The following is a 16397-nucleotide window of genomic DNA, read 5'->3' as shown; positions in this document are numbered from 1 at the left end:
ATAGAATTGGTATAGAATAAGCGGTACAGAGTGATATCTGACAGCCGGGATATCTGATATGACAGAGAAAGGCGGGTTCGGCATGAAATTTTTGTTTGCGAGCGATTCCTTCAAGGGAACACTCACGAGTGAGCAGACAATTGCGCTGCTTAAGAAGGCGGCGGGGGAAATATTTCCGGGCTGCGAGACAGGCGGGGTTCCGGTGGCAGACGGCGGTGAGGGAACGACAGAGGCAGTCGTGAAGGCGCGGCAGGGACAGCTCGTTCCGGTGAAGGTGCAGGGCCCTCTCGGCGAGGAGACGGAGGCGTTTTACGGCATGCTCTCGGAGCGGGAAGCCATACTCGAGATGGCGGCGGCTTCCGGGCTGCCTCTGCTGCCGGAGGAGCGCCGCGATCCGCGCATCACGACGAGCTATGGCACAGGAGAGCTGGTGCATGCAGTGCTCAAGGCGGGCTTTCGCGATATCAGCATTGCGATTGGCGGTTCCGCGACGAATGACGGTGGCATGGGCTTTGCGCGTGCGCTGGGAGTGCGTTTTCTGGATCAGGCGGGACATGAACTCATGGGCCGGGGCGAGGATCTGGCGAAGGTTTCGCATATTGATGTGACGGGGCTCGATCCGCTTGCCCGGGAGGCACACTTCATCGTGATGTGCGATGTGACGAATCCGCTCTGCGGGCCGGATGGCGCGACCTGGACCTTCGGAAAGCAGAAGGGCGGGACGCCGGAGATGCTTGAACAGCTGGAAGCCGGAATGCAGAATTACCGCGATGTGATCCGGAGAGAGTTTGGCATAGATCCGGACAGGATCAAAGGCGGAGGTGCTGCCGGCGGTCTCGGGACGGCGCTCATGGTATATCTGGGAGCGGAGATGAAATCCGGAATTGAGACAGTGCTGGATCTGATTCATTTTGATGAGGAGCTCATCGGAGTGGATGCGGTGATTACCGGAGAGGGACGAACAGACTGGCAGAGCTGCTTCGGCAAGGTGATTCAGGGAGTTGGTGACAGAGCAAAGCGGCACGGGATACCGGTTTATGTGCTGAGCGGCTCGCTGGGACAGGGCTATGAGCAGATTTATGAGCATGGAGTAAATTCTGTTATGACGACGGTAGACGGGCCCATGCCGCTCTCGGAGGCATTGGAGCGGGCAGAGGAGCTGTACTACAGAGGTGCGGTGCGACTGTTCAGATTTTTGAGCAGGCCGCAGGCGCAGCTTAAGCTCTGGAGAGAGCCACACCCGGAGCCTTCGTGAGTACGGGCTTTGCGAAGCACGGGCAGAGCCGGAGTGGTATAATGGCGGCGGAGGAAGCATATGAATATTCCAGAGTCAGTAAAAGATATCTTGGCTGTGCTGAACACAGCGGGATTTGAGGCCTATGCGGTCGGGGGCTGCGTGCGGGACTCTGTGCTCGGAAGAGAGCCGGAGGACTGGGACATTACGACAAATGCCTCGCCACAGGAAGTAAAGAAACTGTTCCGGCGGACTGTAGATACAGGAATTGCGCATGGCACAGTGACGGTGCTGCAGGGGGGACAGGGGTTTGAGGTCACGACTTACCGTCTGGATGGGAGCTACAGCGATGGCAGACATCCGGATTCTGTGACATTTACCCCTGAGCTCTGTGAGGATTTAAAGCGCCGGGATTTCACGATTAATGCGATGGCCTGTGCCGCAGATGGTGAAATTGTGGATCTGTTTGGCGGCAGGGAGGATCTCAGGCGGAGGCTGATACGCTGCGTGGGCAATGCGGATGAGCGCTTCCGGGAGGATGCGCTTCGCATACTCCGGGCGCTGCGCTTTGCCGCGCAGCTGGATTTTCACATCGAGGAGGGGAGCTGGGAGGCGCTGAAGCGTCACGCACCGAATCTCATCCATGTCAGCAAGGAGCGTATTCTGACAGAGCTGAACAAACTGCTGCTATCGCCTCACCCGGAGCGCATCTCTTTGATTTACGAGGCGAAGCTTTCGGCCTATCTCGCGGAAAGCTTTCCGCGGCTCTGCTGTGCGCCCTGGGCGGCGGAGCTTCCGGAAAAAAAGCATCTTCGCTGGGCGGCTGCCGCGAAGGCGCTTGACGTGACAGAGCTCAGAGAGCTGCTTCGGGAACTGAAGAGCGATCTTGATACAGTAGACTGCGCATCGCTCCTTCTGCAAAAGTGGAAGAAGCCGCTCCCGGACACAGCGGCGGGGGTGCGGGTGCTGCTCTCGGAGATAGGCGCTGAGCGCTTTGATGAGCTGCTGCTCTTAAAACAGCATGAAGCGGCTGATGCAGCCGCGCGCGCCGCAGAGCTCAAGGCGGCAGTGATGGCGGCGGGAGACTGCATCAGTCTAAAGACGCTCGCGGTCAGCGGTCGCGATCTGATTCAGGCGGGAGTACAGCCCGGGCCGGTACTGGGACAGAAGCTTAAGGAGTTGTTTCAGAGCGTGCTGGAGCGGCCGGAGCTGAATCAAAGAGAGATTTTGCTTGAAATGCTGGAAAAATAAAAAGGAGCATCCGCTGCGAGTCGGATGCTCCTGTCCGGCCAGGGGATGACCGGAACCGTCAAAGATCAAAAAGAGGGGGTCTCATGATCTGAAGATGGTAAGGGGGGGGCGGACAGCCCGAGGACTGCCCGGTATGAGTATGAAAAAGCTTTTTGCAGTTCCGTTGTATTGGAACTCTGGTGGTCTCTGTCACCTGCTCTTTCCTAGTGACAAGTACATCATAGCGGATATTTGTGTCGAAAATATGGCGCCCTTCTAAAAAAAAGATAAAGATAATGAAGCCTGAATGAAGAAAAAAGGGCTTTCATTCGTCTGTGCTTTTGGCTATAATAATTCTGCACTATGTCTTATAACAGGAAACGCGGAGAGGTACTCCGCTGGAGGATAAATATGTTTGGCTTCTTCGGTATGAGCTCCAATGATATTGGTATTGACCTCGGTACGGCCAGTATCCTTGTTTATATTAAGGGAAAGGGCGTGGTTCTAAAGGAGCCGAGCGTCGTGGCGATAGACCGCGACTCAAACCGCATCCTTGCAATCGGTGAGGAAGCGCGGCTTATGATAGGCAGGACGCCGGGAAATATCATTGCGATACGTCCCCTGCGTCACGGCGTCATCTCGGACTACACTGTCACCGAGAAGATGCTGAAATATTTTGTGAATAAGGCAGTTGGCAAGAAGACGCTGCTTCGCCCCCGCATCGCAGTCTGCATTCCGTCCGGCGCCACAGAGGTGGAGCGCAAGGCGGTTGAGGATGCGACCTATCTGGCGGGTGCCAAGGAGGTCTCCATTATCGAGGAGCCGGTCGCGGCAGCCATCGGCGCGGGTATCGATATTTCCAAGGCATGCGGAAACATGATCGTCGATATCGGAGGCGGTACGACGGATATTGCTGTTATTTCTCTCGGCGGTCCGGTGGTATCCACCTCAATTAAGGTCGCGGGAGATGATTTTGACGAGGCACTGGTTCGTCATATGCGGAAGAAGCACAATCTCCTGATCGGTGAGCGCACCGGTGAGGATATCAAGATTCAGATCGGAGGCGCGTACCGCCGCCCCGAGGCGCTCACCATGGAGGTGCGCGGACGCAATCTGGTCACAGGTCTGCCGAAGACCATCGTTGTGACCTCGGACGAGACGCTGGAGGCGCTGCAGGAGCCGGCGATGCAGATCGTGGACGCGGTGCACAATGTTCTGGAGCGCACCCCGCCGGAGCTGGCTGCGGATATTTACGACCGGGGCATTGTCTTCACAGGCGGCGGTTCTCTGCTCTACGGCCTGGATCAGCTCTGCCAGGAGAAGACAGGCATCAACACAGTGATTGCGGATGCTCCGCTCACCGCTGTGGCGATCGGAACCGGAAAATTTATCGAATTCCAGAATGGAGACAGTCAGGAAGCCAGAAGAGAATTTTGACTGAAAGGCAAGAGGTGCGGCACGCTTCATGGCAGTGGTTGCAGGCTTTGTTGAGAAAATAAAATACCGGAATGAGGAGAATGGCTACTCGGTGCTCGATGTATCGGGCGAAGGCGAGGAGTATATTCTGGTGGGGAATTTCCCTGTGATTTCAGAGGGAGAGTACATCCGCGCAGAGGGCAGCATGAAGGTCCATCCGGTATACGGCGAGCAGCTTGCCGTCGAGACATATGAGATCAGGACACCGGAGGACAGTGTTGGCGTAGAGCGCTACCTGTCCTCCGGTGCTGTGAAGGGGGTTGGGGAGACCCTCGCGCGGCGCATCGTGAAGAAGTTCAAGGCAGACACGCTGCGCATTCTGGAGGAGGAGCCGGAGCGGCTTGCAGAGATCAGGGGGATCAGCGAGCGCATGGCCGCAGAGATCGGTGCGCAGATAGAGGAGAAGCGGGAGCTTCGCAGCGCCATGCTCTTTCTCGCGGGCTATGGCATCAGTATGAATCTCGCGCTGCGTCTCTACCGTCAGTTCGGTGACGGGATATACAGCATTATCCGCGATAATCCGTATCAGCTCGCGGATGATGTCAGCGGGATCGGTTTTAAAATCGCGGATGAAATCGCGGCGAAGGCGGGCATCCGCGTGGATTCGGAGTACCGCATCCGCAGCGGAATACTCTATGAGCTCTCTCGCGCGGCGGGACAGGGGCATCTCTATCTCCCGGAGGAGCTGCTCATGGCGTGCACCTCGGAGCTGCTGGGTATCCCGATTGAGGGGATGCGCATGGTGCTCTCCGACCTGCAGATGGACCGGCGCGTCGTGGTGAAGCGTCTCTCTGCGGAGGAGGATCACTATGCGGTGTATCTCTCTTCTTATTATCATGCGGAGCTTCGAACCGCCGCTATGCTGCATGATTTGGATCTCCGCTCCTCAGAACAGCCGGAGCGCATTGAGGCAGTGCTCTCCGAGATGGAGGAAGAGGAGGGCATCGCTTTTGATGAGCTGCAGAAGCGTGCAGTTATGGAGGCGGCCCACTCGGGACTTCTGATTGTTACGGGCGGTCCCGGTACGGGAAAGACGACGACGATCAACGCCATCATCCGCTACTTTGAGCATCAGGAGGCGGAGATTCTGCTGGCGGCGCCCACGGGGCGTGCGGCAAAGCGGATGGAGGAGACCACAGGCTATGAGGCAAAGACCATTCACCGGCTGCTGGAGATAAACGGCGCACCGAAGGGGCAGGAGAAGGGAGGGGCTGACTTTGGAGACGGCGAGTGGAATGGAATGTATTTTGAGCGAAACGAGACCATGCCGCTGGAAGCGGACTGCATTATCATCGATGAGATGAGCATGGTGGATCTCAGACTGATGCATGCATTGCTCAAGGCTATCAGCGTCGGTACACACCTCGTGCTGGTGGGCGACAGCAATCAGCTGCCGAGCGTGGGGGCGGGCAATGTGCTTCGTGATCTGATCGATTCCGGCTGCTTTAATGTGGTGCGGCTGAACCGGATCTACCGACAGGCAGCGGAGAGCGATATTGTCATGAATGCGCACCGCATGATTTCCGGAGAGAGTATAGACCTCGGGAAGCGAAGCAGAGATTTTCTCTTCATCCGGCAAAACTCTCCGGAGGGGATACTTCACACGATGCTGACGCTTGTGCGGGATAAGCTCCCGAACTATGTGGGGGCGGAGGTGAATGAGCTGCAGATTATGACGCCCATGCGGAAGGGGCCGCTCGGCGTGGATAGTCTGAACCGCAGCCTTCAGGCGGTGATGAATCCTGCGGACCCGCGGCGCGCGGAGCGGGAGCTGAACGGAACTCTGTTCCGGGTGGGCGATAAGGTCATGCAGATACGGAACGACTACAATCACGGCGTCTACAACGGTGATATAGGCATACTCTGCGGGATCAATACCTTCGCTGAGACGCTGACTGTACGCTTTGATGACGCGCGCGAGGTGGAATATGCGTTTGGGGACGCCGAGGAGCTGGAGCTTGCCTACGCGATTACCATTCATAAATCGCAGGGCAGTGAGTATCCCGCGGTGATCATTCCGGTCTGGCAGGGGCCCAGGATGCTGCTCACGAGGAATCTGATCTATACCGCGGTGACCAGAGCCAGGAAATGTGTCGCTATGGTGGGGATCCCGGAGAGCTTTTTTGATATGGTTGGAAATACCGCGGAGCTGCGGCGTTACACGGGGCTTGCAGAGCGCGTTCGGGAGATATACTCCGCGCCTCAGGCGGATGGCGAACTCTTCTGATCCGTCTTTTTCTGCACTTTTTACTGATATATGAGCTTCTCGATTCATTTCATGCTTCGCTCTGTCTTCCTGCGCGCTGCGCAGGAAGACCGTCTGCATTTCTCTCTCAATTTTCCGGAAGAAATAAAAGGATATCATGATGAATATGACAAAGATGATGGCTGCGACGATGGCAAAGTGGCTGCCTGTCCTGATCGACGCCGCTTTTCCGCGGCGCTGCCCGGTCTGCGGAGAGCCTGTGAGGCCGACGGGGCATACGATCTGCACAGACTGTCTTCCGCGTCTGGATCTTGTCCGGGAGCCGCGCTGCATGAAGTGCGGGCGGGAGCTATCTGACGAGACAGAACGGCTGTGCGCAGAATGCACTGTCCGGGAGCGGAGCTTTGTGCGCGGGCTTGCACTGCTGCATTACGATGATATCATGCGCCGCACGGTGGGGCAGATCAAATACGGAAACCGGAGAGAGTACATAGAGCCGCTTGCGAGACTCATGTACCTGAAGTTCTGCAGAGAGCTGCAAAGCATGGATCCTGATTGCCTCATTCCGGTTCCGGTACATCGCTCGCGACTCAGGCGCCGGGGCTTCAACCAGGCAGCACTGCTTGCGCATGCACTGGGAGCTCAGGCGGGACTTCCTGTCCGCGAGGACATCCTGTTTCGCAGCAGGCGGACAGAAGCCCAGAAGGAGCTGAGTCCGGATGAGCGCATCCGGAATCTCAGCGAGGCGTTTTCAGCCTGCATTGCGGATGAGGGCTCCACTCCCGGCAGGGTGGTGCTTGTGGATGATATCTACACGACCGGCAGTACCATTGAGGCGTGTGCAAGGGCGCTGCGCGCGGCGGGAGTAGGACAGGTGTATTTTCTTGCACTCTGTATTGTTCCGGTGGAGTAAAATGTTCCTCATTATGAACTTCTTCACGTTACTACTGCAATTGGAAGAAGTACATAAAAAAGGCAATACTAACTTATGCGATTTTAAAGCAGGAAAGTGCTTTGATAGACTGCGGTATAGAAGATTTAACTTTAATTTGCCCCTATTTTGGCTAAAAAATATAAAAGATATACATAAAACTGTGAAAATTAACAATACTTTAGAATTGAAGTTCTGTGGATTTTATTATATACTTGTAAAGTACAAAACCGGATATGCTTTACAGAACAAAGCCGGTAAAAGAATAGGGAGGATTTGGCGATGAGAAACAGATTTATGGCATTTACTGCACTTGCACTGGCGTCTGCAATGGTTCTTGGCGGATGCGGCGGTTCCGGAACAGCTTCCACGACCGCAGCTCCCGAGACAACTGCGGCGGCAGAGGGCGCTGCGACCGTTGAGACCACTAAGGGCGGCATGGAGGGCGGCACGAGCCTGAACTTCACCACCGGTGGCGATCAGGGTACTTACTACGGCTTCGGCGGCGTGATCGCAGGAAAGGTCGGAGAGAGCACCAGCACGACTGTTACGGCTATCACCTCGGGCGGTTCCCAGGCTAACATCGAGGCTATGGACGCGGGCGATGCACAGATCGGCTTTGTGCAGTCTGACGTCGAGGCTTATGCCTACAATGGAACGCGTCTCTTTGAGGAGGCGGGCAAGGTTGACAATTTCTCCACGGTCTGCGACCTCTACATGGAGCAGGTACAGATCGTTACGCTTGATGAGAATATCAAGACTATCGCTGATCTGAAGGGCAAGAACGTCTCCATCGGCGCTGCGGGCTCCGGCGTTTATTTTAACGCAATGGACGTTCTGAATGCCTATGACCTCACTGAGGCGGATATCAACCCGACTTACCAGTCCTTTGGCGATTCCGCAGAGGCTCTTCAGGACGGCAAGATCGACGCTGCATTCCTTGTTGCGGGTGCTCCGACCACAGCTATTACCTCTCTCGCTGCTACGAAGCAGGTTTACCTCGTAAGCCTTGACGACGAGCACGTAGAGAAGCTCATCGCGGAGTCTCCGTACTACAGCAAGACCTCCATCCCGAAGGATGCCTACAACACTCCGGATGATATCCAGACTGTTGCGGTCGGCGCCGTTGTGATCGCGAGAGATGATGTATCTGAGGCAGATGTTTACAACTTCCTCTTTGGTGTCTATGAGAACCTCGATGCGATCACCGCTGCACACGCAAAGGGCGCAGAGCTGAATCTCGAGTTCGCAGCTTCTGTTACGGCTGTTCCGTATCACCCGGGTGCTGTGAAGTACTTCAAGGAGAAGGGAATCGACGTTCCTGCGAAGTAATTCAGCTCAATCCTGAGTGAGGACAGGCGGCTGTCCAAAGCTTCTTCCGCGGCGGAGCTCTCCTCCGCCGCGATTTTATGGTAATTTTTTGAACTTTCCGGAGGGGAATGAACAACATGAGTAAAGAAGATAAGATCAAAGAAGAGGTGAGTACCGCACAGATCGACATGTCTACCGGGACGGCAGAAGATGTCGAGGCGGTAATGAAAAAATACGATCGTGAGTCCAATACCCGTGTCTGGGAGGGAAAGCCGAAGACCGCGATCCGTTTTCTTTCCGTAGCTTTTTCTCTGTACTGCATCTGGGTGACACTGTTCAGTACGGCGATGCCGGAGATCAGACTGAATGTGTTCCTTGGCCTGATCCTGATTCTCGGCTATCTGAACTACCCGCTTAAGAAGGGCAGTGAGAAGGTCAACTATATTCCGTGGTATGACATTATCATTATGGTTGCAGGCTCTGCGCCGTTCTTCTACTTTGCGGCAAATGCAGAGCGCATCATCAAGATGGCCACCCGCGTCACCAAGAATCCGATCATGGTTGTGATGGCTGTGATTGCAGTTCTGGCGTTTATGGAGCTGTGCCGTCGCTGCGTGGGTATCCCGATACTCTGTGTGGTTGGCACGCTGCTGGTCTATACCTTTGCAAATGTTCGCTTCGGAAAAGTGATCTATGACCTTTTCTATACGACTACGGGACTGATGAACACCCCGATCAATGTCTGCGCAAAATATATCGTTGTCTTCATTATATTCGGCGCCTTTCTGGAGAGGACCGGTATCTCGGCCTTCTTCATTGATCTCGCAAACTGTGTTGCCGGAGCATCTGCCGGCGGCCCCGCAAAGGTTGCTGTTATCTCCTCCGCACTCTGCGGAATGGTTTCCGGTTCCTCTGTCGGTAATACGGTTACAACCGGTTCTGTCACCATCCCTATGATGAAGCGCACCGGCTATAAGCCTGAGTTTGCGGGTGCAGTAGAGGCGGCAGCTTCCACCGGCGGACAGATCATGCCTCCGATCATGGGTGCTGCGGCATTCCTGATGGCAGAGTACATGGGTATTCCCTATGCACAGGTCGCGCTGAAGGCAGTGCTTCCGGCAGTGCTCTATTTCACCGGTATCTATATCGCAGTACACCTTGAGGCGAAGAAGCTCGGTCTCCGCGGCATTCCGAAGGAGGAGCTCCCGAAGGCGTCCAAGCTTCTGCCGAAGATCTATCTTCTGCTTCCGCTCATTGTTCTGGTTGTGCTTGTTTCTACCAATATGTATACGATGCAGTTCTCCGCGACCGTTGCGATCTTCATCACGATCGCGGTCGGTATTATCAACAAGGACAACCGCATCACCCCGGAGAAGATACTCGATGCGCTTGAGGCTGGCGGAAAGGGCGCTATCACGGTGGCGGTCGCCTGCGCTATGGCGGGTCTCGTTGCCGGCTGCATCACCTCTACGGGACTTGCTTCCAAACTGATCACTGTTATCGTAAGTGTTTCCGGCGGACGTGCGATCATAGCCCTCTTCCTGACCATGCTCTGCTGCATTGTCCTTGGAATGGGCGTTCCGACCACCGCAAACTACTGCATCATGGCGGCGACCTGCGCACCGATTCTTATGAGCCCGGAGATCGGAATTCCGCGCGTATGCGCACACTTCTTCGTGTTCTACTTCGGTATCGTTGCGGATATCACACCGCCGGTTGCACTGGCTGCCTATGCGGGATCTGCCATCGCAAAGGCTCCGCCCATGAAGACCGCCTTCAACGCGACGAGACTTGCAATCGCAGCATTCGTGGTTCCTTATATCTTTGCTTTCAGCCCGCAGATGCTCTTTGAGTTCGCGGCCGGCAGCAGCGGCGCTGTGATTGCCTTTGAAGTGGTTCAGATCATCGTTACCTCTCTGCTGGGCCTGTTCCTGATCGCAGCGGCCCTGAACGGCTTCTGGATGTGCATGATCAATCCGCTGATCCGTGTACTCATGATCGCCGGAGGACTGTGCATGATGATTCCGGGAACACTGACCGATGTCGGCGGACTGGCGATCTTTGCGCTGGTTCTGGTGTTCCAGAAGGGGATGGCAAAAAAGAAGGCTGCACAGGCGGCCTGAATATAGTCCGTGACGGATCATCAACTGTGAAATAAAACCTGAACTTACGGGTCGGAGAACTCCGGTGTTACTGCTGCCGGAAGACTCCGGCCCGTTTTTATGCCGCTTTACAGGCTGCATTTACGCTCCTTTTTGGAGCGGTATTTACGCTTTTTCTATTTGACAGCTTGACAGCGGCATGCTATAGTAGTCTAGCGACAAAAGATGAAGAGGTCTTTTTTTTTTGACTTCAAGGCGACAAAAAAGATATATCGGAGGTGGAGACCATGCGTACTAGAATCACTCTTGCCTGCACGGAGTGCAAGCAGCGCAACTACAATACGACGAAGGATAAGAAGACGCATCCGGATCGTATGGAAGTTAAGAAGTATTGCAAGTTCTGCAAGCAGCACACGGTTCACAAGGAAACTAAGTAATGACTGAAAGGAATTGACGATGGCTGAGTCTGATAAGACGAATTCTAAGATTCAGGAGTTCTACAAGGGCCTGAAGGCCGAATTCAGAAAGATCGTCTGGCCGACGCAGGAAACTCTGACGAAGCAGACCATTTCGGTGGTTTCCGTGTCCGTATTTCTTGGCTTGGTGATTGCACTCTTCGACTGGGCATTTCAGCTGGGACTGACCCGCTTATTTCAGTGAGATCGGGGGAGCGCATGGCTGAAGCAAACTGGTATGTAGTCCATACCTACTCGGGATACGAGAATAAGGTGAAGGTCGATATCGAAAAGACGATTGAGAACCGCCAGCTGGAGGATCAGATTCTGGAGGTTTCTGTTCCCACGCAGCCGGTGGTGGAGCTGAAGAACAATGTCGAGAAGACGACAGAGCGCAAGCTGTTCCCCGGCTATGTACTCATTCGTATGATTATGAACGATGAGACCTGGTATGTAGTCAGAAACACGCGCGGTGTCACAGGCTTCGTGGGCCCGGGCAGCAAGCCGGTTCCGCTGTCTCCAGAGGAAATGGCAAAGCTCGGCTTTGGTGTTCCGGAGGGCACAGTGCTTCATGAGAAGAAGCTGGTGCTGGACTTCGAGCTCGGAGATACTGTTTCCGTAGTCAGCGGCCCGTGGAAAGATACAGTCGGAAAGATCATTGAGCTCAATGAGAAGAAAAAGACTGTTTCCATGATGGTCGAGATGTTCGGGCGCGAAACAAAGGTGGAGCTTGACTTCGCCGAAGTAAAGAAGTTGTAAGCATACTCCTCGCGGAGTGTGATTACGTGGAAGGGTATAAACCCGCGATTACCACATAGGAGGTGCCACTATGGCAAAAAAAGTAACAGGTTTTATTAAATTACAGATCCCTGCAGGCAAGGCAACCCCGGCTCCACCCGTAGGTCCCGCTCTTGGCCAGCACGGTGTGAACATCGTAGAGTTCACAAAGCAGTTCAACGCAAGAACTGCGGATAAGGGAGATCTCATCATCCCCGTCGTTATCACTGTTTACGCAGACAGAAGCTTCAGCTTTATCACCAAGACCCCGCCGGCTGCGGTTCTTCTGAAGAAGGCCTGCAAGCTGCAGAAGGCTTCCGGTGTTCCGAACAAGGAAAAGGTCGCTACGATCTCCAGAGCAGAGGTTCAGAAGATCGCAGAGATGAAGATGCCGGATCTGAACGCAGCAAGCATTGAGGCAGCTATGAGCATGATCGCCGGCACAGCCCGTTCCATGGGTATCGTAGTCGAGGACTAATGGGGAGGAGATGAAATAATGAAGCACGGAAAGAGATATGCAGAGGCGGCGAAGCTGATTGATCGCAGCCAGTATTATGATGTAGCAGATGCAGTTGCGCTGATCAAGAAGACTGCAAGTGCCAAGTTCGACGAGACCGTTGAGATGCACATCCGCACCGGCTGCGACAGCCGCCATGCAGACCAGCAGATCCGCGGCGCAGTTGTCCTCCCGCACGGAACCGGCAAGAAGGTGCGCATCCTCGTATTCGCGAAGGGACCGAAGGAGGAGGAGGCCAAGGCAGCCGGCGCAGATTATGTTGGCGGGCAGGAGCTCATTCCGAAGATTCAGAATGAGGGATGGCTGGACTTTGATGTCGTTGTGGCAACCCCGGACATGATGGGCGTTGTCGGACGTCTCGGTAAGGTGCTCGGACCGAAGGGCCTCATGCCGAACCCGAAGTCCGGAACTGTTACCATGGATCTCACGAAGGCAATTGCGGATATCAAGGCCGGTAAGGTTGAGTACCGTCTGGATAAGACCAATATTATTCACTGCCCGGTCGGCAAGGCTTCCTTCTCTGAGGAGGCGCTCACGGAGAACCTTCAGACTCTTCTGGATGCACTGAATAAGGCGAGACCCAGCACGCTGAAGGGCGCCTACATGAAGAGCGCGATTCTCACCAGCACCATGGGCCCGGGCGTAAAGCTGAATACTGCAAAGATCACCAACTGATCAAAGCTGTATAAAGCTGTTGACAGCTCCGCTCCGGAGTGATAAATTTTATGGGTCAGTATTGTTTTGCCGAAGACAGCAGGTGCCGAGAGGCGTAAGAATTCCGCCTGCCGAGGGAAAGCATTCACATCGTGTGAATCTTTGAACTCCGTCTGTCTTTGGACAGGCGGAGTTTTTTCGACAACAATACTCCTGCTTCCGGGTCACCGGAAGAACTATTTAAATACTGGAAGAAGGAGGAAAAAAGATGAGAGATTCAAAAATCGCTGAGAAGCAGCCTGTGATCAAAGAGATTGCAGAGCTTCTGGACGGCGCGCAGTCTGCGGTTGTTGTTGACTACCGTGGTCTCACTGTTGAGCAGGATACCCAGCTCAGAAAGCAGCTGAGAGAAGCTGGCGTTGTCTACAAGGTCTTCAAGAATACGATGGTGCGCATCGCAGCGGAAGGAACAGATTTCGCACAGTTCGATCCCTATCTTGAGGGACCGACCGCACTTGCAGTCAGCAAGGAGGATGCAACTGCTCCGGCAAGGCTGCTCGCAAAGTTCGCGAAGACTGCTCCGAAGCTTGAGATCAAGGGCGGTGTCGTCGAAGGCACTGTCTATGATGCAAAGGGCATGGCTGCAATTGCTATGGTTCCGTCCAGAGAGGAGCTTCTCGGAAGACTCTTTGGCAGCATGCAGAGCCCCATCACCAATATGGCGAGAGTGCTCAAGCAGATTGCGGAGAAGGATGCCGCTCCGGCGGAGGCCGCAGAGGCCGGCGCAGCAGAGTAAGCTGCAGAAGCTTCACACAGTGTAATATCCCGCGGTACAGGCCGCGCAGACAGGAAGTCACAGATGGCTGCTGTCCGATTCTGAAAATGATCAGAAATATGAATTTAAGCTTAAACAGGAGGAAAATACAATGGCAAAGTTAAGCACCCAGGAATTTATCGATGCGATTAAGGAGCTCTCCGTACTTGAGCTCAACGAGCTTGTAAAGGCTTGCGAGGAGGAGTTTGGTGTATCCGCAGCAGCAGGTGTTGTTGTGGCTGGTCCGGCTGCCGGCGCTGCTGCAGCTGAGGAGGAGAAGACCGAGTTTGATGTTGAGCTGACCGAGGTTGGCGCAAACAAGGTTAAGGTTATCAAGGCGGTCCGTGAGGCTACCTCCCTCGGACTCAAGGAGGCGAAGGAGCTGGTTGACGGCGCTCCGAAGATGGTTAAGACCGGCATTTCCAAGGAAGAGGCTGAGGCTCTTAAGAAGGCTCTTGAGGAAGTTGGCGCGAAGGCGACTCTTAAGTAATTCAGGTGATATTCATACAGAAGGCTCCTGCCCTGCGGCGGGAGTCTTTGTGCTATTCTATAGGAAATCCCTTTGGACTTTCTATAGGACGAAACCCTCCGGACGCTCTCTTTTCTTGACACTGCTTTGGAAAGCCGATAAACTGGATTCAGACGGCAGAGGGGCCCGCAGTGCTTCCTGCCTGAGGGCTGAAATGAACAGAGGGAAAGGCGGAGTGCAGTATGTATCAGACAGAGTATAAGCGTTGGCTGGAGGCGGAGCTCATAGATTTTGATCTGAAAAAGGAGCTTCAGGATATTGCCGCGGATGATGATGCCATCAGGGAGCGCTTTGCGGTAGCGCTGAAGTTTGGCACGGCAGGACTCAGAGGAACTCTGGGCGCGGGAACGAACCGTATGAATATCTGGGTGGTGCGCCAGGCGACCCAGGGGGTTGCGGACTGGGTGAAGACCCAGGGCGGAACACAGACGGTGGCGATCAGCTATGACAGTCGCTTAAAGGGCTGGAATTTTGCACGGGAGGCGGCGGGGGTGCTCGCGGCCAATGGCATCGCGGTGAGAATCTATGATGAGCTCATGCCGGTTCCGGCCCTGAGCTTCGCGACGCGCTACTATCACTGCAATGCGGGAATTATGGTCACAGCCTCGCATAACCCGGCGCAGTACAATGGCTATAAGGCCTACGGACCGGATGGCTGCCAGATGACGGATGATGCGGCCTCTGTGGTTTATCAGTCTATTCAGAAGACGGATGTTCTGAGCGGCGCGAAGTATATGCCCTTCCCGGAGGGTGTCGAGAAGGGGCTTATACGCTTTGTGGGCGAGGACTGCAAGGAGGCGCTCTATGAGGCGATTGAGAGTTGCCAGGTGCATCCGGGCGTCTGCAGAAGCGCGGGACTGAAGCTTGTCTACTCGCCTCTGAACGGCACCGGACTGGCTCCGGTGACGCGTGTTCTGAAGGATATTGGAATCACAGATATCACCATTGTTCCGGAGCAGGAATATCCGAACGGTTACTTCACGACCTGTTCCTATCCCAACCCGGAGATATATGCGGCATTGGAAAGAGGGCTGAAGCTTGCAGAGGAGACCGGAGCGGATCTCATGCTTGCCACAGACCCCGATGCAGATCGCGTCGGCATTGCGATGAAGTGCCCGGACGGAAGCTATGAGCTCGTATCCGGAAATGAGATGGGGGTGCTGCTGCTGGATTACATCTGCGCGGGAAGAAGAGCGCGCGGCACCATGCCGGAGCACGCAGTGGCTGTAAAATCGATCGTATCCACCCCGCTTGCGGATGCCGTTGCGGCGCACTACGGCGTGGAGCTGAAGAGTGTGCTCACAGGCTTCAAGTGGATTGGAGATCAGATTGCCCGGCTGGAGGAGAAAGGGGAGACGGAGCGCTTTATCTTTGGCTTTGAGGAGAGCTATGGCTATCTCGCGGGGGCCTATGTGCGGGACAAGGACGCTGTGGTCGGCTCCATGCTGATCTGCGAGATGGCGGCCTACTTGAGGAGCATCGGCTCCTCTATCAAGCAGCGCCTGGAGGAGATCTATCAGCAGTATGGGCGTTACCTGAATCAGGTCGACAGCTTTGAGTTCCCGGGTCTCTCCGGCATGGACAAGATGGCTGCGATCATGGAAGGGCTTAGAGAGAACCCGCCGCAGGAATTTGCGGGGCGTAAGGTTGTGAAGACAACAGATTATGAGAAAACCGGGGAGACGGGACTTCCGCGCGCGAATGTCCTGATTTACAGTCTTGAGGATGGGGCGACTGTGGTCGTGCGTCCCTCCGGAACAGAGCCGAAGATCAAGACCTATTTTACGACGCTTGGAAAGGATCTTGCGGAGGCCAAGGAGGAGAAAGATGCGCTTGCAGAGGCGCTGAAGCCGATGCTTGCCTGAGAAGAGAGCTCTTGGTATTTGTGACAGTAGAATAAGCGGTATTCCGCCTCAAAAAGATGCTTTTGTGCAATGCCACCAGAGCGGCTTTTAAATTGCACAGAATTATGCGGATAAACATAAAAATAAATGTGAAAAAAGCTAAAAAAATAATTGAAAATTGATTGACAGACGAAAAACGGTTTGCTATACTCGCAATGTGATTTGAGTGGACTCTGATTCGCGTATCGGCAGATCGTGCGGTTCCATCCATGCTCTGTAGGTATGCGTATTTTTTTGCACCGAATCACCGAACATTT

At 54.7% G+C, this 16397-nt stretch carries 15 protein-coding genes and 1 other annotated feature; all 15 genes read left to right on the top strand.

All coding sequences use genetic code 11. The features are described 5' to 3' along the window. Window positions 1-82: 82 nt before the first annotated feature. Window positions 83-1255, top strand: coding sequence for a glycerate kinase family protein (locus tag J2S20_RS07655; protein WP_307254728.1), 1173 nt, complete (start codon window positions 83-85; stop codon window positions 1253-1255). 60 nt (window positions 1256-1315) lie between these two features. Beyond that, window positions 1316-2485 (top strand): CCA tRNA nucleotidyltransferase, encoded by a 1170-nt coding sequence (locus J2S20_RS07650; protein ID WP_307254726.1) that lies wholly within the window; start codon window positions 1316-1318, stop codon window positions 2483-2485. A 390-nt stretch (window positions 2486-2875) separates the two neighbouring features. After that, window positions 2876-3901, top strand: a complete 1026-nt coding sequence (gene mreB / locus J2S20_RS07645; RefSeq protein WP_170065376.1) for a rod shape-determining protein — start codon at window positions 2876-2878, stop codon at window positions 3899-3901. A gap of 28 nt (window positions 3902-3929) precedes the next feature. Next, complete coding sequence (gene recD2, locus J2S20_RS07640) at window positions 3930-6167, top strand: SF1B family DNA helicase RecD2 (RefSeq protein ID WP_307254725.1); 2238 nt, start codon at window positions 3930-3932, stop codon at window positions 6165-6167. 136 nt (window positions 6168-6303) lie between these two features. Beyond that, window positions 6304-7059, top strand: coding sequence for a ComF family protein (locus tag J2S20_RS07635; RefSeq protein WP_211292191.1), 756 nt, complete (start codon window positions 6304-6306; stop codon window positions 7057-7059). 300 nt (window positions 7060-7359) lie between these two features. Further along, window positions 7360-8409: a TAXI family TRAP transporter solute-binding subunit gene (locus J2S20_RS07630; RefSeq protein WP_172463642.1), complete on the top strand. Its 1050-nt coding sequence runs from the start codon at window positions 7360-7362 to the stop codon at window positions 8407-8409. A 116-nt stretch (window positions 8410-8525) separates the two neighbouring features. Continuing rightward, the gene (locus tag J2S20_RS07625; protein ID WP_307254719.1) at window positions 8526-10511 is read left to right on the top strand and encodes a TRAP transporter permease; all 1986 of its coding nucleotides are present in this window, start codon (window positions 8526-8528) and stop codon (window positions 10509-10511) included. Window positions 10512-10777: 266 nt separating this feature from the next. Next, complete coding sequence (rpmG, locus tag J2S20_RS07620) at window positions 10778-10927, top strand: 50S ribosomal protein L33 (RefSeq protein WP_307254716.1); 150 nt, start codon at window positions 10778-10780, stop codon at window positions 10925-10927. A gap of 19 nt (window positions 10928-10946) precedes the next feature. Further along, on the top strand, window positions 10947-11150 hold the full coding sequence (gene secE / locus J2S20_RS07615; protein WP_106612123.1) for a preprotein translocase subunit SecE: 204 nt from the start codon (window positions 10947-10949) through the stop codon (window positions 11148-11150). Between the two features lie 14 nt (window positions 11151-11164). Further along, window positions 11165-11704: a transcription termination/antitermination protein NusG gene (gene nusG, locus J2S20_RS07610; protein WP_106612122.1), complete on the top strand. Its 540-nt coding sequence runs from the start codon at window positions 11165-11167 to the stop codon at window positions 11702-11704. Window positions 11705-11774: 70 nt separating this feature from the next. Continuing rightward, entirely contained in the window at window positions 11775-12200 is a 426-nt protein-coding gene (gene rplK / locus J2S20_RS07605; RefSeq protein ID WP_106612121.1) for a 50S ribosomal protein L11, read from the top strand. Between the two features lie 18 nt (window positions 12201-12218). Beyond that, complete coding sequence (rplA, locus tag J2S20_RS07600) at window positions 12219-12914, top strand: 50S ribosomal protein L1 (protein WP_106612120.1); 696 nt, start codon at window positions 12219-12221, stop codon at window positions 12912-12914. 51 nt (window positions 12915-12965) lie between these two features. Continuing rightward, window positions 12966-13101, top strand: a sequence feature (ribosomal protein L10 leader region). 60 nt (window positions 13102-13161) lie between these two features. Then, window positions 13162-13689 (top strand): 50S ribosomal protein L10, encoded by a 528-nt coding sequence (gene rplJ / locus J2S20_RS07595; RefSeq protein ID WP_307254712.1) that lies wholly within the window; start codon window positions 13162-13164, stop codon window positions 13687-13689. Between the two features lie 130 nt (window positions 13690-13819). Beyond that, the gene (gene rplL / locus J2S20_RS07590) at window positions 13820-14197 is read left to right on the top strand and encodes a 50S ribosomal protein L7/L12 (RefSeq protein ID WP_106612118.1); all 378 of its coding nucleotides are present in this window, start codon (window positions 13820-13822) and stop codon (window positions 14195-14197) included. A 221-nt stretch (window positions 14198-14418) separates the two neighbouring features. Then, the gene (locus tag J2S20_RS07585) at window positions 14419-16101 is read left to right on the top strand and encodes a phospho-sugar mutase (protein WP_106612117.1); all 1683 of its coding nucleotides are present in this window, start codon (window positions 14419-14421) and stop codon (window positions 16099-16101) included. Window positions 16102-16397 lie beyond the last annotated feature (296 nt).

Source organism: Moryella indoligenes (assembly GCF_030812885.1).
Classification (GTDB): Bacteria; Bacillota; Clostridia; order Lachnospirales; family Lachnospiraceae; genus Moryella; species Moryella indoligenes.
The sequence above is the reverse complement of the archived record's forward strand: the minus strand, read 5'-3'. Positions and strand labels throughout refer to the sequence as shown.